Source organism: Geitlerinema calcuttense NRMC-F 0142 (assembly GCF_030285425.1).
On record NZ_JASVEJ010000027.1, the window covers coordinates 13,464 to 35,113 of the forward strand.

Here is a 21,650-nt window from a genome sequence, read left to right on the forward strand (position 1 = left end):
GCTAGGGATTCGCGGGATTAGGATCTTCGGCGAGGCGTCCATCTTCCATGTAGACGATGCGATCGGCGATATCGAGAATGCGGTTATCGTGGGTGACGAGTAGGATGGTACAGCCGCGTTCTTTGGCGAGTTTTTGCATCATTTCGACGACATCTCGACCGGATTTTTTATCTAAGGCGGCGGTGGGTTCGTCGGCTAAGACTATTTTAGGGTTACTGACGAGGGCGCGGGCGATCGCAACTCGTTGTTTTTGTCCGCCTGAGAGGTTTTCGGCGTAGTAGTCGGTGCGATCGCCTAAACCAACGGCGGTTAAAATCTCAGTGGCGATCGCATCCATATCCTTGTTGAGATATTCCTCATGCAATTCTAAGGCCATTCTGACATTTTGCTTGGCGGTTAAAAAGGTGAGTAAATTATGGGCTTGGAAGATATAACCAATATTACGCCGAATTTTCATTAGTTGCTTTTTACTCGCGCCGCGCATTTCTTGGCCGAGGATTTTCAAGCTTCCGTCTTGGGCAGATCGCAGCCCTCCCATCAGGGTTAAAAGCGTGGTTTTTCCAGAACCCGAAGGACCTGTCATAATTACGATTTCGCCTGGACTAATTTCTAAGCTAATCTCAAATAAAGCTTGCTTTCTGAGTTCGCCATGACCAAAGTAATGATTCAGTTGATGAACGGCAATAGCGGGTTGATTTTTCTCTGGGAGGTGGTCTAAATTGGACTTATAAGCTTCTAAAACCATGTCATTTTTGGGGTAAAGTATTAACTAAATACATCTGCCGGATCTGCGGCTTGCAGTTTTCGCATGGCGATCGCACCCGAAAACACGCACATTGTCACCGTTAAAGAAAACACGGTAATTGAACGATTCACCGTCATGACAATGGGTAATAAAGTGGCAGTTTGGGCTAAATGATACAAGCCTAAAGAGAGAATGCTACCCGGAATAAACCCAAGTACGGCTAAAATCAGGGCTTCTTGAATTAACACGCTCACCAAATAGCGATCGCTATACCCCATCGCCTTCAGGGTAGCGTATTCTGCCAAGTGATCGGAAACATCAGAATAGAGAATTTGATAAACAATCACAATCCCAACAATAAATCCAATAATTGTCCCAAAGCCGAAAATAAAACCAATGGGGGTACTATTTCCCCAATAGATTTTTTCACGTTCGGCGAATTCATCAATCGTTAAAATACTGACATCATTAGGTAAACTGGCTCGTAAAGTGGCTTGCACCTCAGCAATATCGGTACCCGGACTTAAATGAATTAACCCCACATCAATTTGATTGGCTTGGCGCGTGGGAAATAACCTTAAAAACGTAGAATCGCTAGCAATGACATTCCCATCTGCTGCAAAAGAAGCGCCTAGGGTAAAGATTCCCGCCACCCGCACATCAAGATCGTTGAGTTGAATGGGTAAAGGATTGGTTTGTTGAAATAACTCAGCAATATTGCCATATTCCGGTCTTCCCGCCTGGTCGTAAACCACGCGATTCAACATCTTAAGAGCATCTGCGCTTTGATGAATTTCTGGTAACTGAAAAGCTGGTCTAGCTGGATCGAGGCCAAAGACTAAAATCGGGCGAGTCATGCGCGTTTCTGGGTTGCGCCATTGTCCGGTACCAATTAAGAGCGAACTTACCGATTCAACCCCCGGAATTGCCCTAGCTTGAAAAAGGCGATCGCGCTGAAAGCTTTTGACCTGAAACAGAGTTTCAAACTGAGGGTTGATCATGAACAAATCTCCCTCTAAGGCATAGTGTGGCTTCACCGAGGCATCGTACAGGGCATCTTTAAACCCCAATTGCACAAACATCAAAATATCGGCAAAAGCAATGCCTGCTAGCGCCACTGCCAAACGATTCTTTTCTCGTTTAACTTGCAACCAGGCGAGGGGGGTTTTCCGCCAGAGTTTTTGAAACATCACCTGTACATCCTTAGAGTTGAATCGCTACTTGAACTTGAAGGTGGGTTAAGTCTGCAACCCGTTGGCTATCTTCCGGGTTGAGGCGAATTCGCACTTCCACAACTTTGCGATCGAGGTTTTCGCCCGGTTGGTTGCTAAACACGCTTTGCTGACCGACTTGCAAGCCGACTAAACGGACAGTTCCCCGCAGTTCCCCGTCAAAGGAGTCGCTGGTAATAATGGCGGTTTGGCCGCTGCGAATTTTGCCGACATCGGTTTGATAGACTTCGGCGATCGCTTCCATGCGATCGGTTTGTCCCAAGTCCACCACGCCGTTATCGCTGAGGGTTTCGCCGGGTCGCGTATGAACTTCGAGGATGCGGCCGCCTATGGGGGCGCGAATAAACACTTGATTTAAGTCGCTTTCGGCTTTTTTCACATCGGCTAAGGCGGCGTCTACCTCAGCTTGGGCGGCTTGCACATCCACAGGACGGACTTCGGCGATCTGTTCTAGGGTGGCTTGGGCTTCGTTAACCTGTTGGCTTCCGGTTCGTTCCAGGCGATCTAAAGTGACTCTGGCCTCGTTGAGTTGCTGGCGGCCGGTATTTTGAATCCGTTCTAGGATGACTCTGGCTTCGTTGAGTTGTTGGCGTTGCGTCTCCCAGGTGAGGCGCTTGCTATCAAACAGGGAGGTAGAAATTGCCCCATCTTTATAGAGTTGTTCGTGGCGGCGATATTCGGCTTCGGCGTTTTGTTGGGCGGCTTCGAGGCGTTCTACTGTCGCTTGTTGGGCGGCGATCTCCCCTTGGAGTTGCGCCTCTAGGCGGCTAATGACGGCTTGTTGGGCGGCGGTGTCGGTTTGCCATTGGGCCTCTAGGCGGCGAATGGTGGCCTGTTGGGCGTTGATTTCTCCAGATTTTGCCCCGGCTTTGACTTGGGCGAGTTTGGCTTCGGCGACGCGCAGGCGTTCTTGGGCTTGGTTGAGGGCGTTTTCTAAGCGATCGCGACTATCGAGAATGGCGATAATTTGATTGGCTTCGACGCGATCGCCTCTTTGCACGTTCAGTTCTGCTAAACGGTCTTTATCCAGGGAGAGGGGGGCGGAAACGCGGATCACTTCGGTTTCTGGCAGCAGGCGGCCCAAGGCGGTGACGTACTGGATGGTGGGGGTGGTTTGGGCAATCGCAGGGGTTTGCGGTTTGGGGCCAAATTGAGAGATGGCGTAATATACACTCGCCCCCGTGAAGGCAACAGCGGCAATTGCAATTCCTAGCACCCGACGATTTAACGATTTGAGCGATCCTTGAATGCTCATCAAAAACTCCTAGGTCTGAAACCCCGTCTTATTAAGACGGCTTTGTGCTAAACTCAAAAAATCGAGTACCGCAGGGCTTGCGGGAGGGCTTAAGCCGAAAGTCTGTGGAGCGAACATAAGACCGTAAAACTCCTTGCGGGTAGAGGCAGTTGCTATGAAGCAGAAATCCAAATCGTGAGGCTTGGGAATCACCGCCCTAAAAGTGCGGTGAGGATGTCAAGAACTCTCCAAGGGTTATTTTTTTAAGTAGGCAACAACCATTTGTCCGAGCATTTGGGCTTGTTCGGTGATGTCGATGCGATCGCCTAAATAGAGTCGCCGGATGATGACCCCTTCAATGAAAGTTGCGATCGCCCGTGCTAAAACTTCATCCTGAATGCCCAAACAGTCTAAAATGGCCTGTTCGTAACGCTCGGCCACCGGGCTAAAGTATTGATGGCGGTTAATCTCCTCGCGCCCTTGGTGCCGACAAAAATCAACCAGCATCAGCGTTTGATGCATCAGGTATTCTTCCTGGCGGGTAATCACGGCAAACATTGTCTCGATCCGGGCTTGCAATGTGGGCATCTGCCGAATTTCAGCCAGATTTTGCTCGTCAGTATCCTGGCAACTGATGTATTCCACCAATTGCTCGAATAGGCTTTCTTTACTGGGGAAGTAGTGATACAGGGTTCCCGTCGATACCCCAATTTCTTGGGCAATTTGTCGCATTGTAACGGAGCCGTAACCTTGTTGGGCAAACAAGTTAAAGCACTTACTCAGCAACTCTTGACGGTATTGAGCGCGGTCTACAATCTTAGGCATAAATTATATTGAACGTCCGATATAAAACATCCTACTCGCAAAACCCCTAGCTGGAGGGGCTGGAATCAAACTTTTTATATCGAACACTTGATATATTTCTAGCACAAATGTCTAGAAATGTAAAGATCGTAAAACACCTAGGAATTACGGCTCTGGATGGGGCCGCAGAGTCACCAACACGCTGAGTAGTTCAGGAATATTCCGTTGAATCACCTGCCAAACAATATCAAGATCGATCCGATCGTATTGATGGGCAACAATATCTCGCATCCCTGCCATATCATCCCACGGGGCTTCTGGATGCTGTTCGCGAAATTCACGAGATAATCGTTTCGTTGCCTCTCCCATCACTGCAACTTGGTAAAGAATTGCAGACTGGGTACGCACATCTGAGTTTAATTGCTCGCGGCTGAGTCCCTGAGCAAACTCTAAAATTAACTGGCCGGCTCGAATAATATCAAGCAGTGCAGCATCATCCCGCGACATAGATAACCTGAGCCGTTCCTAAGATTTCTTGCTGACGAATCCTATTATGACTTTGCTCGATAGATTTCTTGGTCAGTAAATCAACTTCACGTCCCAAGAGAGTTTTCAGTTGGCGTTTCATCCGCACTAGCTCTAAAATTCCCCAAGTCGCATCATCCTCAAAATCAACCATCACATCGATATCGCTATCTGGTCGAAAATCGTCGCGTAAAACAGAACCGAAAAAAGACATCTCTTGAACCTTCCATTGCTGACAAAAATCAGCAATTTCTTGTTGAGGCAATTTGATTCTTAAAGATAGACTCAACTTGATTGCTCCCTGATATCATAACTCATTTTAACTTCCATCTCTTCCAGTTTTTTGGCGTTCCTTGATATTTCAAGCACCCTGCAACCTGTTCTAATGTCGTTGCTGGGAAAGGATTTTTAGGCTTTAACAAAATTCCATCCCCCACATCAATCGCTATTAATTCTTGTCCTGCTTTCCATTGGCGAGCAACCCGCGAGTTCTTGGGGAGGATAACGTGTCCTGCGCTAGATAAATGAGTTACTTCCATATCAGTTCAATCAGTGAGTGAGTTAGTCTAATTCTAGCAAAAACGGTTTAGATTACTTTTTTCGATTGCTGGATGGTCGATCGGAGATTGCCGCATTGTATAACCGTTCGTTATCTGCGGCAGATTTAAATAAATCAACCACCGGATGGGGATAATCTACCCCCAAACGGAGATTAAAACGCTGCTGTTCTACGGGTAAAAGTTTCCAGGGTTCGTGAACCTTACTGGCGGGTAGATTGGCGAGTTCGGGTAGCCAGTGTTTGACATAATCCCCTTGCGGATCGTAATCTTTCGATTGTTTGAGGATATTAAAAAACCGGAAACCCCGCGCATCATTCCCCACGCCTGCCGTATAGTTCCAGTTACCATAATTGCTGCAAACATCGTAATCAATTAATAGCGATTCAAACCACTCTGCACCCATTTGCCAGTTGATACCCAAGTTTTTAGTTAAAAAACTGGCGACATTTTGCCTACCCCGGTTAGACATGAAACCAGTCGCGGCTAACTCGCGCATATTGGCATCAACCAGGGGAAAGCCAGTTTTTCCTTCTCGCCAGAGGTTGAAGCGCTTCCAGTCTTCCTTCCAGGGAATTTCAATCCCCTGTAAACCGGAGGAACGAAAAATGCGATCGCCATGTTTAGCGCAAATTAGGCGAAAATAGTCTCGCCACAATAGTTCAAAAATGAGCCAATAGGTTGAGTCATTCGCCAGTCGTTGCGCTTCGTATGCCTTCACCTGTTCGTAAATGTAGCGCGGCGACAGACAACCCAACGCCAGCCAGGGAGAGAATTTAGAAGAATAGTCTGCACCCAGCATCCCATTGCGCGTTTCTTTGTATGCTTTGAGAAAATCCTGTTTCCAGAAGTAATGCTGGAGGCGGTTTTGTCCTTCCGTTTCCCCACCCTGAAAGCGGATTGCAGCACGCGGATCGAGTTCGGGAGCGTTTAGACCAAAATCAGCTAACTGGGGCAATAGACCCGCATCTAGAGGCGGTAAGGGGGGTAAGGATTGGGGGGTGGGATAGGTTGGGCGAAGGGTAGCTGACTTTTCTACGGCTTTGCGAAAGTGGGTAAACAGTTCGGGAAGTTGAGACACCTCAAAGGGCAAGTCTTTGGGGTGATAGAGGGTATGTCCCCAAAAGGGTTTGAGGGTAATTCCCAACGGTTGCAATGCAGCTTGTAAGGCCGTTTCAACGGCGCGTTCTTCAGAGGTGACTTCTTGGTAATAATAAATATGGGAAATGCTGCATTCTTGGGCAATTTGCAGCAAAATTGTTTCAGGCTTGCCTGTGCGAATAACTAAGTTCGATCCAAGGTGTTGTAAAGAAGCCCGCAAATCTGCCAAACTTTCGAGTAAGAATTGTCCGCGAAATGCCCCTGTTTTAGGAAAGCCATAGGCAGTTTCTCCCCATTGTCTGGGATCGAAACAGTATGCGGGAATCAGGGTTTCTGGGTTGGCTTGGATGGCGTGATGTAGAGGTTGATGATCGCGAACTCGCAGATCGTTACGATACCAGATCAGAATACGTGGTGATGTCACAATCAGATAAAATTACAGGTTTCCAGTATCAATCGTAGCTTCCGATCGCATCTTGCACCGTTGCCAGAAACCGGGTTTCTTGCCAATTACTCAATCTGAAACCCTTAATTTTTCGTTGAGAAACCCGGTTTCTCAAGTCTTACTCAGGATGGTGCAAGATCTGAGTTCTGGCAACAGGTGGGGGTGAGGGCGATCGCACTTCTTTGTGTTGAGAAGGTTTAGAGAAACGCGGGAATACTAAGCCTATATCCACTCAATTTGAGGTTAAGCCATTGATTGCTGATGACTTGATTTTAAAACTTCCGAAGGTTTCTTTAAGCAGTAAGGATCTATTGCCCGAATCTTCAGGACTTTACTATGTCCTAGATTCCTCTAACATGGTTTGGTACATTGGACAAGCAAAAAATCTCTACAAGCGTTGGCAAGGAAAAGCCCATCATCGATTTTATCAATTAGAAGTTCAGAAGAAAAGGGCTTATACGATTTACTACGAACTTGTCCCTATTTCTCAGTTAGATGTCCTTGAGAAAGACCGCATCGCTCAATACCATCCCCACTTAAACTCTAGCCCTGTCAAGACTAAAAAGGTACGCCCTACCGAAACTCTGCTTAGGGAAACGCTCAGTGCGATCGCAGATTTTGCTTTTATTGTAGGTGTAGAACTTCCCTCACCCAATCATGAGCCACTTACGAGCTGTACCCTCCCTCCGAAAAAGAATATAGTAGGCTTAATAGGAATTCATATTTGTATTGATACGACTACTTTTCAAGAGATCTTCCAACCTACTTCTGTAGAAGAACAGGCTGCTCTGTGTAAAGCACCCTTTGTGTCTCGAAAGACATACGCTAATAAATGGGATACTATCCACTTCCTAGAGAATCGTCTCTGTGTTAATGGATACGTTGTCACTGTCAATTTCTGGGAGCGGTTATATCGTCAAACAAAGTTAGATGACTTACGAGAATATACTTTAACGACTTTAGCGACATCTCCGATACGAGCATTAACTCCAGCCTCCTTGCTTAATGTGCAAAATTCGCTAGATTCAGAAACATCCTTAAGGTTCGATCTCAAAAGATTAGTCCCTTATGAGTCAGATTTAATCCAGTTGCATTTTAATGAGCCAGTAGATTGCGAACTTTATAAAGCCAATCTACAACAAATTAGTGCTGATTATAAAGCAGGAAGACGGGGGTGTGGGAGTCGATCTAGTCAAAGTCAGCCAATTTCAAGCGATTCCGAAGTTAAAAGCATTGAAGAACTCTTGATAAAACAAGAAATTGACATTAATAAATACGCTCAAAGCGGTATTAGTCATGGTTGGAGTCATGGAGAAAGAATTAAGCTCTACATTCGACCTTTTGGGTTCAATTTTAGCCAAAATCAGTTAATGTATGGTTTGGTTTATGGTAGACTTGAAGATCGATGGGTGAGAGGAGCAAGCTCTAATTTTGAGAAGGTCTATCTTTTGTCAAGCGTTGATACTAAAGCATGGCTTTTAGTTGAGGAATATCTACAGGACTTTGCTAAACCTGCACTTCCTTTAAGTAATAGAGAGGGTTTTGTCGAAAAGCTTTATATCTCGCCTCGTAAGTTTATTGTTCCGGCTAGGGTAAATATTAGATTGGAATCTCTGAACTATAGTGCTTGGATTCCTATCGGGTTTAGCCCAAGTTATCCAACTTTTGAAGAAGTTAAAGCGGAAATTTGTCGGCGTTTTAATCGTTCTAGTTTACCGGAATTGAAGCTTGGATTTAAAAAAGAAACGATTGGAAAATAACGGTTGGGAAAGAGATTGATGATTGCGCTTGCTAATTTTTGGCTTCACTAGACGATCTTGGCAGAGCGACATCAAAAGAACGCAACAGAATTTACCCCCTCTCTTTGGGGGTTAATCGCTGATTGAAGTTGGCGATCGCGATTAAAATTATGTCTTGGGATAGAAATATAAAATACATTAAGATGATACATTTGGGCTAATTTTTGGGCGATTTTTCTAGGGAGAACGTGCCGAGCCTTCTCTTTGAGGCAGGTCTCAAACCTGTTTCTGTCGGGAATCAGCATCCAAAGAAATAAGTTATATAGCTCAATATTAACTTTATTGAAGAATAAATAAGTTTAGGGGAAGGTATCCTTGAAAATCGATGAGTTTGCTTACCGTATAGAAGTGGCACACGATCGTCTAGCTGGGTTACGCCAACAAGTCAAGCAGTTGTCATTGTCGCCCGAAATTATTCTGCAACAAGTCTTTTTCAAGTTAAACCAAGCGTTAGAAGACATCAAAAGCGTTCAAAAACAACTGCAAAGCGATCGCGATTTCCCAACCCTCCCCGAACCTCTAGAAATAAACGTTGACGAACGCCTCCATCAATTAAGAGATACCAATCAGCAACTCCTCGGTGAAATTGTCGAACGCAAGCGAGCCGAAAGCTTACTCAAAGCCCAAACCCAAGTGCTAGAAAAGATTGCCACGGGTGCATCGCTCACTGAAACGCTCAACTGTTTAGCCAAAACCATCGAACAGCAATCTAGCGGTTTGCTCTGTTCAATTCTGCTAATCGATCGAAACGGTAGCAAACTGAGATATGGCGCAGCGCCTAGCCTTCCCGACAGTTATAATAGCCAGATGGATGGGGTAGCGATCGCACCTGGCATAACCCCCTGCGGTACCGCCGCTTACCTCAGCGAACCCGCGATCGTTTCGGACATTGCCACCGATCCCCTAGGAACAGACTTTAAACAGCTAGGATTGTCGCACGGTTTAAGATCCTGCTGGTCTGCACCCATTATTGCCAATAACGGTAATGTATTGGGAACCTTCGCGATGTATTATCGCAAACCGCGCTCTCCCAATTCGCACGAGTGGCAAACCCTGAAAGTTGCCGTCCATTTAGCCGCCATTGCCATTGAGAAAAGCCAAGCTGAAGAACTCTCCAATGAGCGATCGCACCTATCTGCCCTGATTAGCAAGATCGGTTTGGCATTGCAACAAAACCACGAATTACCAGAAATCTTACAGCAATGCCGCAGCGTTTTAACTCAACATTTAGACCTTCCCCTCGTCCAAATTTGGACCTTCAACAGCAGCAATGAAGCCTTAGAATTAGCCACCCTCACTGACGACAGTCCCGTCAATCGATTAAAAATAGACTGCATCGCCCAAACCGCACAACCCTACCTCACCCATGACCTCCTCAGCGATCGCAGTTTCGATCGAGAATGGGTGCAACGAGAAGAAATCGTCCTGTTTGCAGGCTATCCCCTCATCGTAGAAGCCAAAGTTATCGGCGTCCTGGCGGTCTTTGCTCGCGATGTTCTCAGCCAAAACGTCTTAAACAAGCTAACAACCATTGCCGACTCCCTAGCGCAATGCATCGAGCGCAAACGCACCGAAACAGCCTTGCAAAACGCCCTCAAAAGACTCGATCTGCACTTTGAAAACACACCCGCCGCCGTCATCGAGTGGGATAGCCATTTTCAAGTCTCGCGTTGGTCGCAGCAAGCTGAGAAAATCTTTGGTTGGAAAGCAGAAGAAGTATTTGGGCTGCGTCCAGATTGCTGGCCATTTATCCTGGCGGAAGACTTAGAGAAAATTTACCCAGGAATGGGGCAGTTATCCCAAAGCAACCCGGATGCCCCCATTATCCACAGCCGCAATTATCGCAAAGATGGGACGATTATTGACTGCGATTGGTATAACTCGATTGTTTTAGATGAGGCGGGCAATTTAGTCTCAGTCTTATCCTTTATTGTCGATGTCACCGAACGCAACCAGATGCAAAAGGAAATAGAGCGATCGCTCTCGCTGTTGAGTGCTACCCTAGAAGCGACTGGAGAGGGCATTATTGCCAGCCGAGAAGGGAAATACATTGCCACCGTTAACCAAAAGTTCCTGAAAATGTGGGGCATACCCGAATCTGCGATCGCCTCGCGAGAACTCCAAAGCGCCTTACCCTACCTTTTAGAACGCGTTCAAGATCCCGAAGCCTTTGTCACCATCGCCCAAAGCCTATTTTCCCAACCCGATGCCGAAGGTTACGATATCTTCCATCTCAAAGATAATCGAGTCATCGAGCGCTATTCTCGACCGCAACGACTCGGATCGCAAATTATGGGGCGAGTGTGTTGTTTTCGCGATATTACCGAACGCTGTCAGGCAGAAGAAGCCCTGCGGCTAGGGGAAGAACGTTTCCAGATCCTATCTAAAGCCACTAAGGATGTGATTTGGGATTGGAATTTAGTCACAAACGAGATTTGGTGGAATCAAGGCGTCGAACACCTCCTGCATTACTCCCCAGCAACCACCAAGCTTGACGTTGAATGGTGGTATCAATGCTTGCACCCCGAAGATCGACAACGAGTGATTGAGGGCGTGCAAAATGCTATTGACACAGGAAAACAATTTTGGGCCGTTGAATACCGTTTTCTCCGCAGCGATGGCACCTACCTGCACATCTACGATCGCAGTTATCTCATGCGCGACGATACCGGAAAACCCGTGCGGATGCTAGGGGGAATGACAGACGTTAGCGATCTTAAGCGCACGGAATTAGCCTTACGAGAAAGCGAAGCTAGGCTCAAGTTGGGGATGGAAATCGCCCGCATGGGTTGGTGGGATTGGGATATTACCAGCGATCGCTGTTTTTATTCCGAACAAGCTAGAGTCGTTTTTGGTCTGCCTCCTGGCAATTATCATGCCAGCTACCGCGATTTTATCGATTGCGTTCATCCAGAGGATCGCGAGGGTGCGATCGCTGCAATTCACCAGGCGGTTGAAGCAGGAATGAGCTATAACATCGAATTCCGAACGATTTGGCCCGATGGTACTCAACACTGGATTAATACGAAAACGAAGGTCTATTGCAACGAACAGGGTAAAGCCGTTCAGATCGTAGGTTTATCAATGGATATTACCGAACGCAAGCACATTGAAGAAACCATCCGCTATCAAGCCAACTACGATCAATTAACGGGTTTGCCCAATCGCAAACAGTTTAGCGAACGGTTGCTAGCCGCCCTAGAAAAAGCCGAACGCGATCGATCGAGGCTGGCTGTACTGTTTTTGGATTTAGACCGCTTTAAGAATATCAACGATACTCTAGGTCATGCTGCTGGCGATCGCTTGTTACAAAGCATGAGCGAACGAGTTAAAAATTGCCTGCGTTCCACAGATATGATGGCCCGTTGGGGCGGAGATGAATTTACAATTCTCATTCCTGAAATTCACAGTGCGGAAGACCCTGCTAAAATTTCCCAGAGAATTCTTGATTCCTTGAAATATGCCTTTAATTTAGAAGGACACCAACTGCATATTAGTAATAGTATCGGGATTGCGATTTATCCCCAAGATGGCATGGATGCTGAAACGCTTCTGAGAAATGCTGATGCAGCCTTATATATTGCCAAAGAACAAGGACGCAATAACTATCAGTTTTATACTTCAGTTATTAATTCTCAGGCGGCTGAATTTTTAAGCTTAGAAAACGAACTGCATCAAGCTTTGAAACGCCAAGAATTTGTGCTTCTCTATCAACCCCAAATTAACATTGTCACGGGTGAAGTTATCGGTATGGAAGCGCTGATTCGCTGGCAACATCCCCAATTTGGGTTAGTTTCGCCCGATAAGTTTATTCCCCTAGCAGAACAAACCGGGCTAATTATACCGATTGGCGAATGGGTTTTACAAACGGCTTGTCAGCAAAATAAGGCTTGGCAAGATGCCGGTTTACCTGGCGTTAGAGTTGGGGTAAATTTATCCGCTCGCCAATTTCAGCAACCCAATCTGATTGAAATGGTTGCCAATATCTTATCGGAAACAGAGTTAAGTCCTGAATATTTAGATTTGGAAATTACGGAAAGTCTCAGCATGAAGAATGTAGACTTAACTCAAAAAATACTCGCAGACTTATACAATCGAGGATTGCATCTATCTATTGATGATTTTGGAACGGGATATTCTTCGCTGCGCTATCTCAAGCAGTTTCCTTGTCATACGCTGAAAATCGATCGCTCGTTTGTCCAAGGTTTAAGCAACGATTCTAAGGATGCTTCTATTATTAAGGTGATTATTGCATTGGGCAGAGAATTGAATTTAGAACTCGTCGCAGAAGGCGTAGAAACGGAAGAGCAAAAGAATTTATTACATCAAATGCAATGTCAATATATGCAAGGATATTTATTCAGTCGCCCTCTGACTCGTCGAGAAGCGACTCAATTTCAAGAGCGCCTATTTAGAGTTGCCAGTTAACCGCTATGAATTGAGCGGGTTAATGTCTTAGATGGGCAGAAAACTAGATAACAAAAAGGAACGCAACCGCTAAAGCAGTGAGGATATTGATGAGTAGAGTTCTGCTGGAACGCCCCAATTCTTGATAAGCATTGCAGGCGACTGGGGAGAGGGTGGCTTAGACCGCTTAATTCTTAACGATCGCGATCGCAAGTCTCAATGATAGAATGAAGACGAGAAAGTGGGAGATTTTCCACAGAACAAGAAAATTCAGCTTTCCAATCTGCGGATGCTGGAGATTCACTCTAGAGATAGGCGAAATAGGTAGCCCCTGCCTCTATCCTCAAAGTGAGGGGAATGATCCTATCGGCGATTAAGTTGAGAGTTATGCAAACCAACTCGGAAATCACGGCACCCACACCTAGAATTCGAGATATTGCCAATGCATTTCGCGTGACAGGTTGGGCAAGTTTCTGGATACAGTTGGGGCTACTCGCTGTATCCAGTATTGCCTTGCTATTTGCCACAACCGGACAAAACTTTGCCGAAGGTGCAATTACCGGGTTAGGGATTGGCATCTTCTGGGGCGTTTGTGGCATTGTGTTATTAGGGTTTGCTCTATTTCTGGCGTTGCGCTATACCCAAATTGCGAATCGACTGTTAGGTCAGGATGCAAAAATTCGCCCGAAAAAAGCAGATACCATTCGCTTATTACAAATTGGCTTAATGGCTAGTTTAGCCGGAATCTTACTCAGTCTATTTGGAGCAGGTTCTGCGGTTGGCGTGCTAGTGGCAAAAACGGTTTCTCAACCCCCTGGCGTGGCGATTACCGATCCCAATAAAATTGTACGGGCGCTCGATGTGTTTGTGGTCGTCGCCAATATTTGCGGCGTTACCGGACATTATGTCGGGACAGTTGCAGCCTTGTGGTTATTAAAGCGCGTTCCCGATTAAACAGGATGGGTCTTTCGGGTACGGTTTCGAGTTATCCCCATCCAGAGTAGCGCAGCTAGAGCGATCGCCCCTAAGATTGCCGTTATTAAAATCGTTGAGTTAGCCGCCTGACGCACCGCGATCGCAATATAGGCCCAAACAAACACCAACGTAAAGGCAATATCCGCCTGTTGAATCGCCAGGATACCCGCGATCGCCACTCCAATAACCAGCATAACCGCAGTCCACCCCGTTTCCCCAATTCCCCAACCCCGCCAGCCGGACATATACAGTGCTGATGCCACATTTACAATCGTCGCCACAGAAATCCAAGCAAGATAGACACTAAAAGGAATATCGGCGAACCATTTACGCTGGCGCGATCGCACCGGATGGGTTTTTAATTGAAGATATGCCCCAATTAACGGCAACAGAATCGCTAACATCACTAAGACAGAAAGCCAAAACTGTTGGACGGTAAACAGATATACCCAGAAAATTTGAGCCACACAAGCCGCAATCAAAAAAATATTGACCCAACGCAGGGTTGAGTTTTGGCGCTGGCTGGGGAGAAACTGATAAACCCCATAAGCAATTAACCCCACATAAATTAGCCCCCAAATCGAAAAGGCATAACTCGCCGGGATAATTTGCACGCCAGCCAGGATCGTATTGGCAATTTCGCCAATATTTGACCCCCCTGGCGGCGAGAAATTTGACCAAACATTAAAACCTAGCGTTGCCAGAATCGCGGCGATAGTAGCCAGCGATAGGAAAAGACCCGAAGGAGATGCTTTCATACTTAATGGTACGTTTATTTCCGATCTTGCCTTGCGATCGCACCCGCGATCGCCTGTCGAAAGGATAAGATCAAGCGTGCAACCAGCGATACAACGCCTTATCAGGCGAAGCAATTTCAGCAATCGAAGTATAGTAGTAATCTTGCCATCCCCACTCCGGCAACCCTGCAAACACCATTAGATTCAGAGGATATTGTTCGCTATCGGTACAGCGTCGCAAGTCATCGCGGAATAAGAAAATTGTTTTATGCAGCGCGATCGCCATTCCCAACTCTACCATCACCCCCTCATCTGGAGGCGTCCCATTAACGATCGCAAAAATCCCATCGCAGTTTTGCACATCCTTAAAATCTGCCTGCGCCACGCGATACGCCCAACCCGGTTGAGCAACATTTACCGCGTTATTGCGGGCGAACGGTTCCCAAACCTCCGCACCCACTGCTAATAGCGCTTGTTGAATGGGGGGAAGCAGCAAAGCCTTCTGCTGGGCAGAAAAGCCATAGGGATTCGCCAGATAAAGCCTTTTCCTCACCTGAACCTCCAGCAATCGGACTTGCCGCTATTTTAGCGAGATTGGCTCAACTGAGCGTGCGTCGCAGCGCCGGGATACGAGCAATTACCAGAAAATCAAGCGCCAATACCAACACTAGCGAGAAACCCAACAAGGGAAACGCCAAACCCAACACCGCCACAATTGCCAGCGGCACCTTGATCGGCGATCGCGCCGGGGCACCCAAACGACCCGACGGGCGACGTTTCCACCACATCACCGCCCCGCTAACGCACAGCAAAATGGTAATTAAACACGCCAACAACATCAACAATTGATTGGACAAACCCAAATATTGACCCATGTGAATTGCAATCCCCATCGACACCGCCTTGGGTACCCAGCCGTAATCTTGCCAACCCACTTGTGCCAACACTTCACCGCTGTATTGATCGATGTGCATCGTCACTTCCTGAGTTGGGTTGCTAGCAGGGGCAGCCACCGTATAAACGCCCGTTTCGCCTTGAGGCAAGCTAATGTTAAAGCCGGGAGAAATGCCACTCGCGCGAGCAATGCCTATTATTTGGTCTAGATCGACCGTTGCCTGGGTTTGAGCAATCGCGCCAGAATGAGCGTGATGACCCGATTGGGGCATGGGTAGCGTTTCTGCCGCCCAAGGAACGGCGTGTTCGCCGTGTTGGTTCAGCGTTCCGGTGAGTACCGTTGATTGAGGCACATTTTGCCACTTTTGATCCGGAAAACGCGCCCACACATTGGCAAACGTCGCGCCCCAAAAACCCGTCCACGGCAAGCCTGTGAGGATCAAAAATCCCACCAGCAACAGACCATAGAAACCGGGAACGGCGTGTAAATCTCGCCAAAACACCCGTCCATCGGGATTCCCAAGGCGCGGGATTAACGTTCCCGCCCAACGAAAACGACCGCGCGGCAACCATAAATATAACCCGCTCAATAGCAGCACCAATCCCCAACAGGCCGCCAATTCAATCAGGTAGTCTCCCCAGCGCCCGATCATCAACTCTCCGTGTAGCTTCAGGGCGATCGCGCTGAGGGTGCGCTCTTCATTGCGATCGCCTAAAATTTGTCCCGTATGCGGGTTAACAAAGACCATCCAATTCTCTCCATCGCCCGTCAAGATTTGCACTTCTGTACTGCGGTTGGCAGCAACCGCTGGGAAGACTCGCGTTACAGCCGCTTCTGGATACGCTTGTTGAACCGCCTCCACCTGTTGAGTATAGGAAACCGTTTCAGCCGTCGGTTGCACAAACAACAAAGGGCGATAGATCGCAGCATCGAGTTGAGGCTTAAACAGATAAATAATGCCAGTCGTTGCCAGCATGAGCAAAAAGGGAATCACGAAAAGTCCGGCGTAGAAATGCCAGCGCCATACCGCCCGATACAGCAGATTTTTCCCGGTTTCTAAGGCGGGTTCGGTATCAATACCAGCAGAAAAAGGTTGTCTCATGGCAATCAGTGCTGAGTTCAGTAGAGGGACTTGAACGATCGAGGGGAGTTTCTGTTGGGCTTCCTAACCGAATAGCTACGTAAATTTTGCTTAAAAGTCAAAAGACAATTTGTCGAAGATAAGCCTTATGATTCTGTGACGGCATCCGGTTTTTGGGCTTGAGTTTCCACCCGATGCAAGCTGGGTAGCAGCGAACCGATTAACCCCAGGGCGAGGATACAAACCGCCGATAGCGTATAGACAAACGCAATTCCGCTACCCGTTTCGCTACCGAATAAACGGCCGAAAATTGGGGTTAACGCCCCCCCCGGTTGCATTGCGGGTTCAAAGATAAAATCGGCAATCGGGCCAGCGATTAAACTGGCAAATGTGCCAATAATGGTGCCAATGGCTTGATCGGCGGCAAAAACGCGCCCTTGGGCATGGCTGGGAATTGCGGCATACCAGATAGCATTGGTGGAACTAAAGGCGAGGGGCAGATGTAGCGAGGCAAAAAATTGCGCCCCCATCCACAAGGGCGGTACGCGACCGACACCCAAGGCTATTTTACTCAAACCAATCCCCATAAAGCCGACTAACATCCCCCGGACTCGGCTGCGAAATCCGCCCCAAATGCCGAGAGCGATCGCGCCAATTGCGCCCCCAACGCCAGCGGCGGTGACAACTGCCCCCAAAACTTGGGCATCTCCTCCACTCCGGGCAAGGATGACGGGTTGATAAAGGGTTTCGCCGAGTTGTTGGAAAAACCAAAATAGGGAAAAGGTGAGTGTTAGCACCCATAAATTCGGTCGGGAGAAAATATACCGAAAGCCCCAAACCACCTTTTGCACAATTGATTCGGGTTGGCTGGTTTCGGCGTCGGCGGGTGGAGGTTGGGGAATTCTGCGCCAAATGAGGGTAGCCACTGCGATCGCAAAGGTGGCAACATCAATCAAAATAATCCCCAATAAGCCAATTTGCGGATACAAACTCCCGGCTAAGGCGGGGGCAAAAATGGCAGAAGCGTAAGTGACTAAGGAAGCGAGGCTGCTGACGCGGGTGTAATGCTCGGAGGAGACAATTAAGGGGATGGCGGTGGAATAGGCGAGATTTTGAATGGGCCCAAAACACCCATAAACAGCCGCTAAACCGTAGAGATGCCAGACGCGCAAGGTATCGGTGGCATACAGCAAGCCGACTATCAGCGTACACAAGACGATGCAAGTATCGCTGAAAATCATTAAATGCTTGCGGTTAAACCGATCGGCAAGCAACCCGGCAAAGAGGGTGACAAAAATTTGGGGAAGCTGAAAGAAGAAGCTAAATAAGGCGATCGCCGTTGCTGCCCCAGTCAACTCCCACACCCAGAGGGTGAGGGCAAATTGAGTCATGGCGCTGCCAATGGCAGAGACGAATTGACCGCTCCAGATGATTAGAAATCCACGCACGGTAATATTTAGAAAAAAGGATGTAGCTGTACTCAGTAAGGTTTAGGACAGACTGAACTGCTAAAAGGATGAGACTTACTCAGCACTCAGCACTCAGCACTTCGCTATAGTTAGGGCGAGAGCATTTGCTCCTCAATTTCCTGGAGATAAACTTCTGCCCCCAAGGGACCGGGATAGGCTAAACAACTATAAGCGCTGGCAAAATAGACGCGGTTGTTTTGACTGGCTTTGAGCGATTGGGCGATCGCGTTATTCTCCCAGTCTTGTTGAATTTGTTGTAACTGCGATCGCTCGAAGTCCTGAGTTTGGGGTGCATTGCGGCTAAAGTCGTAACCCAACAATAAAACAGAATCGGCGGGAAGCTGGGGCAGTTTTTCAAGCGATAAATTGGGACTTCCCGTTGGCGAGTTGGGGGGTAAAACCAACTCAAATCCAATATTTTCCAGTAGAGAACCGCAGGATGTGGTATTCCCTTCGACGCGCAAGCCGCGATCGAGTTGATTACCGACTAAGACTAAGATGCGAGAGCGTTCTTGAATTTCGGCGGCTAGATTTTGCCGAACTTGGGCGATTCGTTGTTGATGTTGGGCGATCGCGTTTTGAGCCAGTTCGCGGCGATCGGCGATCTGGGCAATTTTCTGTAAATTCTCTTGCCAGTCGTTACCCACACCGTAGGGCAAAATCAAGGTTGGGGCTATTTGAGACAGCAGCGCATACTCCTGTTGATTCATCTCCAGGGTTGCCAGAATTAAGTCTGGCTTGAGTTGAACGATCGCTTCTAAAGAAGGATCGGGAGAAGTGCCAACATAACGAATCGGTTGGGTAATGCGATCGCCAAGTAAAGGAATCTGTTCGCGAGGATTATCTAGCGTATCGGATTGAAACTTCACCAAATCGGCATAACCGACGGGCTGCAAATCCAATACCAGCAAGAGTTCTAATAAACTGGGGGAAAGGGCAACAATCCGCTGGGGAGGTTGACAAATTTGCGTTTCTCCCAGGGAGTGTTGGATCTGCTGACACTCTGCTGCGGCTGAGGGGGGTTGAGTGTCCCTAGTCCGATCTTGACAGGCGGTTAACACTAAGAGGGCTAAGGGGACGATCCACCTCAAACGCGACTTTCTCCTCAAAACCTTTCTCCTGGCTTAAAACTGAACGGTGATGGAACCGAGGACGGTAAACGGTTCGCCGGGATTAATGTTAGCGTTTCTCAGGGTGCTGGCTGACTCGATGTAGTTGACATCAAAGATATTCTTGAAGTTTAAAGCGAGTTGCCAGTTGTTGCGCCGATAGTAAATGGCGGCATTGGTGAGAAAATAGCTATCGAGTTTAAAGCTATTGGGTAAACCCCCTTGGCGATCGCCCACGAAGTTAAATCCCACCCCAAATCCTAACCCTTGGAGATCGCCTTGCTGAATTTCGTAGGTTGTCCACAACCCGGCGCTATGTTTGGGGATATTCGCCAGTCGGCTACCTTCAAAGTCGGGGTTGGTGTCTCTGGTGACTTTGGCATCGTTATAGGTGTAGAAGCCAATTACATTCCAACCCGGTACAATTTCTCCGGTGACATCCAATTCCACGCCGCGACTGCGCTGTCTTCCGGTGGGAATCACAAAACCCAGGTTGGGGAAGTCGGGGTCGGCAACGGCGACGTTTTGTTTGGTAATGTCAAAGTACGCTAGGGTGGCAATCAATCGCCGATCGAAGAGTTCTGTTTTGACTCCGACTTCATACCCTTCGCCTTTTTCCGGTTCTAGGGAACTTCCCGTCGCCGTGGTTCCCAAGTTCGGCGTAAAGGATCGCGAATAGCTGGCGTAGAGGGAGACGTTTTCAACGGGTTTGTAGACTAAACCCAAGCGGGGGGTAAAGGCGTCATCGCTTTGATTATCGCGATCGCCTGCTAAAGGTCGCGTTTCGCGGTCGATATTGTCATAGCGCAAACCCGCTAAGAAGATCAATCGCTCGTCAAAGAAGGATAATTGATCTTGCAGATAAACCCCGATCCGATTCACGCGCCGAGAATAGCTGCTACCTAACGGTTCTAGGTCATCCCGGTTCGGTCTGCGGTTTTGACCGTAGATGGGATTGAAAATGTTAATGGTAGTGGGGTTGGAGAAGTCGAGAAACGCCAGATAGTCTTCTTCGTAGCGGTTCAAATCGACCCCAAATAAGAGGGTATGTCCGACGGGGCCTGTGTTAAATTCGCCAACGGCGTTGGTTTGCAGGGTAAAGGAACGATCCTCCGAACTTTGTTGAGCAAAAATTCGGGAGACATCTCCAGTCTCTTCGTCAATTAAAAAGGGTGCAGAGGTGAAGTTGTAGTCGTATTGGTAATACTGGTAGCGGAAGGCGTTGCGAATTTTCCAGTTGTCGCTGAAGCGATGCTCGAAGTCGTAACCCGTGCTGAGATAATCGTTTTGGGTGATATCGTCGGGTTCGTTGGGAATGCGATCGCGCGGGACGTTAACTGGGCGGTTGCCAATGGCGAATAATCCCGGATCGACGGGACGCTTTTCGTTAAGGTAGTCTAGAGACACGCTGAAGTCGGTGCGATCGCTGATATTCCAGGTAATGATGGGGGCGATCGCAAATCGTCGGATCTTTTGGTCGTAATCTCGGAAGCTTTCCCCTTGGCTGTAAATGGCGTTAATCCGATACAGGACGTTCCCTTCTTCGGTTAGCGGCCCGGAAAAGTCTAAACGCGGTCGGACAAAGTTACGGTTGCCAATTTGCAATTCGGCTTCATAAAAGGGTTCCCGTAGGGGTCGTTTCCCGACGAGGTTGATAATTCCCCCCGGTTGGATATCGCCGTAGAGGATAGACGCGGGCCCTTTTAAGACTTCAATGCGTTCTAGAGTTCCGACTTCGGCGAGGGGTTGTTCGCCATACAACCGAAAGCCGTTTTGGACGATGGGTGCGTTTTCAAAGCCGCGCAAGCTAAAATCGTAACCCCGACTTCCGGAAGTCCCGCCAAAGGAAACGCCGCTAACGTTGCGTAAGGCTTCTTCGAGGCGTACCACTTGCTGATCTTGGATGACGCGCTGGGGAACGACTTGGATCGCTTGCGGGGTATCGATAATCGGGGTATCGGTACGAGTTCCGGTGGTGGCGTTGGGGACGAGGTAGCGTTCGCCTGATTGCGGGGTGGTAATCAGAACTTCGATTTCTTCTTGTCCCGGTTCAATAGCAGGCGGGGGTTGTGGGGAAGGCTGCGTTGCGGTTGGAGAGTCGGTAGTCGCAGCCAGGATAACTTGACCGTTGCGATCGCTAACTGCGACGGTGGGTAATTCGGTCGTCCCCACAATCGTAATTCTGACTGAATTGGGCGATTGTTGGACGGCGTTAACGCTGGCTATTCCGGGCGCGGGTTCCCGTTGCTCAAAGCTTTGACCCGTGGGTAGCCGCAATTGGCTATTGACAATATCGACAAACCATGTTGTCCCAAAGCTCCCGGTAAAGGTTTGGGGAATAGCGGTTGAGTCGGTCTGGAGGATGACTTCTAGACCTTGAGTTGTGGGTTGGATGGTAACACCCGCGATCTCGATCGTTTGGGCGATCGCGGGTGCTGCGATTAGTGCCAGAGTTGTACTCGCCAGCAAAAGACTGGGAACTCGGTATAGTCCGTTCAAACTGATTCTCACTCCCTCACCTGATATGGATAGATC

General features: G+C 48.1%; 17 protein-coding genes. 3 read left to right on the forward strand and 14 right to left on the reverse strand.

Features of this window, described 5'->3' with window-relative positions:
* Nucleotide 1: 1 nt before the first annotated feature.
* From QQ055_RS07260 to QQ055_RS07295, 8 genes are all read right to left on the reverse strand, one after another.
* Entirely contained in the window at nucleotides 2-745 is a 744-nt protein-coding gene (locus tag QQ055_RS07260; protein ID WP_286004465.1) for a DevA family ABC transporter ATP-binding protein, read from the reverse strand.
* Nucleotides 746-765: 20 nt separating this feature from the next.
* A complete protein-coding gene (devC, locus tag QQ055_RS07265) occupies nucleotides 766-1,938 on the reverse strand; it encodes an ABC transporter permease DevC (RefSeq protein ID WP_432806007.1) in 1,173 nt (390 codons plus the stop codon).
* A 10-nt stretch (nucleotides 1,939-1,948) separates the two neighbouring features.
* The gene (locus QQ055_RS07270) at nucleotides 1,949-3,232 is read right to left on the reverse strand and encodes an ABC exporter membrane fusion protein (RefSeq protein WP_286004467.1); all 1,284 of its coding nucleotides are present in this window, start codon (nucleotides 3,230-3,232) and stop codon (nucleotides 1,949-1,951) included.
* A 234-nt stretch (nucleotides 3,233-3,466) separates the two neighbouring features.
* Nucleotides 3,467-4,036 carry a TetR/AcrR family transcriptional regulator gene (locus QQ055_RS07275; RefSeq protein ID WP_284475983.1) on the reverse strand — a complete coding sequence of 190 codons (570 nt, stop codon included), beginning with the start codon at nucleotides 4,034-4,036 and terminating at the stop codon, nucleotides 3,467-3,469.
* A gap of 144 nt (nucleotides 4,037-4,180) precedes the next feature.
* Complete coding sequence (locus QQ055_RS07280) at nucleotides 4,181-4,522, reverse strand: HepT-like ribonuclease domain-containing protein (RefSeq protein WP_284475984.1); 342 nt, start codon at nucleotides 4,520-4,522, stop codon at nucleotides 4,181-4,183.
* Nucleotides 4,509-4,829, reverse strand: a complete 321-nt coding sequence (locus QQ055_RS07285) for a nucleotidyltransferase family protein (protein ID WP_286004468.1) — start codon at nucleotides 4,827-4,829, stop codon at nucleotides 4,509-4,511. Before QQ055_RS07285 ends, QQ055_RS07280 begins: the two co-directional genes overlap by 14 nt.
* Nucleotides 4,830-4,854: 25 nt before the next feature.
* The gene (locus tag QQ055_RS07290; RefSeq protein ID WP_286004469.1) at nucleotides 4,855-5,079 is read right to left on the reverse strand and encodes an AbrB/MazE/SpoVT family DNA-binding domain-containing protein; all 225 of its coding nucleotides are present in this window, start codon (nucleotides 5,077-5,079) and stop codon (nucleotides 4,855-4,857) included.
* A 52-nt stretch (nucleotides 5,080-5,131) separates the two neighbouring features.
* Nucleotides 5,132-6,622, reverse strand: a complete 1,491-nt coding sequence (locus tag QQ055_RS07295) for a DASH family cryptochrome (protein WP_283359556.1) — start codon at nucleotides 6,620-6,622, stop codon at nucleotides 5,132-5,134.
* 272 nt (nucleotides 6,623-6,894) lie between these two features.
* Here QQ055_RS07295 and QQ055_RS07300 point away from each other — a divergent pair, with 272 nt between their 5' ends.
* The 3 genes from QQ055_RS07300 (at nucleotide 6,895) to QQ055_RS07310 (ending at nucleotide 13,803) form a co-directional block, all read left to right on the forward strand.
* A complete protein-coding gene (locus tag QQ055_RS07300; RefSeq protein ID WP_284475986.1) occupies nucleotides 6,895-8,403 on the forward strand; it encodes a GIY-YIG nuclease family protein in 1,509 nt (502 codons plus the stop codon).
* Nucleotides 8,404-8,757: 354 nt separating this feature from the next.
* A complete protein-coding gene (locus QQ055_RS07305) occupies nucleotides 8,758-12,870 on the forward strand; it encodes a bifunctional diguanylate cyclase/phosphodiesterase (RefSeq protein WP_284475987.1) in 4,113 nt (1,370 codons plus the stop codon).
* Between the two features lie 366 nt (nucleotides 12,871-13,236).
* Nucleotides 13,237-13,803 carry a DUF3611 family protein gene (locus QQ055_RS07310; protein WP_069967226.1) on the forward strand — a complete coding sequence of 189 codons (567 nt, stop codon included), beginning with the start codon at nucleotides 13,237-13,239 and terminating at the stop codon, nucleotides 13,801-13,803.
* On the opposite strand, the gene QQ055_RS07315 is transcribed toward QQ055_RS07310, so the two are convergent.
* From QQ055_RS07315 to QQ055_RS07340, 6 genes are all read right to left on the reverse strand, one after another.
* Nucleotides 13,800-14,582 carry a TspO-related membrane protein gene (locus QQ055_RS07315; protein WP_284475988.1) on the reverse strand — a complete coding sequence of 261 codons (783 nt, stop codon included), beginning with the start codon at nucleotides 14,580-14,582 and terminating at the stop codon, nucleotides 13,800-13,802. The two genes, QQ055_RS07310 and QQ055_RS07315, sit on opposite strands and share 4 nt — an antisense overlap.
* 70 nt (nucleotides 14,583-14,652) lie before the next feature.
* The gene (locus tag QQ055_RS07320; RefSeq protein WP_283359560.1) at nucleotides 14,653-15,114 is read right to left on the reverse strand and encodes a nucleoside 2-deoxyribosyltransferase; all 462 of its coding nucleotides are present in this window, start codon (nucleotides 15,112-15,114) and stop codon (nucleotides 14,653-14,655) included.
* Between the two features lie 46 nt (nucleotides 15,115-15,160).
* Nucleotides 15,161-16,558 (reverse strand): PepSY-associated TM helix domain-containing protein, encoded by a 1,398-nt coding sequence (locus tag QQ055_RS07325; protein ID WP_284475989.1) that lies wholly within the window; start codon nucleotides 16,556-16,558, stop codon nucleotides 15,161-15,163.
* A gap of 125 nt (nucleotides 16,559-16,683) precedes the next feature.
* Nucleotides 16,684-17,985 carry an MFS transporter gene (locus QQ055_RS07330; protein ID WP_286004470.1) on the reverse strand — a complete coding sequence of 434 codons (1,302 nt, stop codon included), beginning with the start codon at nucleotides 17,983-17,985 and terminating at the stop codon, nucleotides 16,684-16,686.
* A 110-nt stretch (nucleotides 17,986-18,095) separates the two neighbouring features.
* Entirely contained in the window at nucleotides 18,096-19,097 is a 1,002-nt protein-coding gene (locus tag QQ055_RS07335) for an ABC transporter substrate-binding protein (protein ID WP_284475991.1), read from the reverse strand.
* A 33-nt stretch (nucleotides 19,098-19,130) separates the two neighbouring features.
* Nucleotides 19,131-21,614, reverse strand: coding sequence for a TonB-dependent siderophore receptor (locus tag QQ055_RS07340; RefSeq protein ID WP_284475992.1), 2,484 nt, complete (start codon nucleotides 21,612-21,614; stop codon nucleotides 19,131-19,133).
* Nucleotides 21,615-21,650 lie beyond the last annotated feature (36 nt).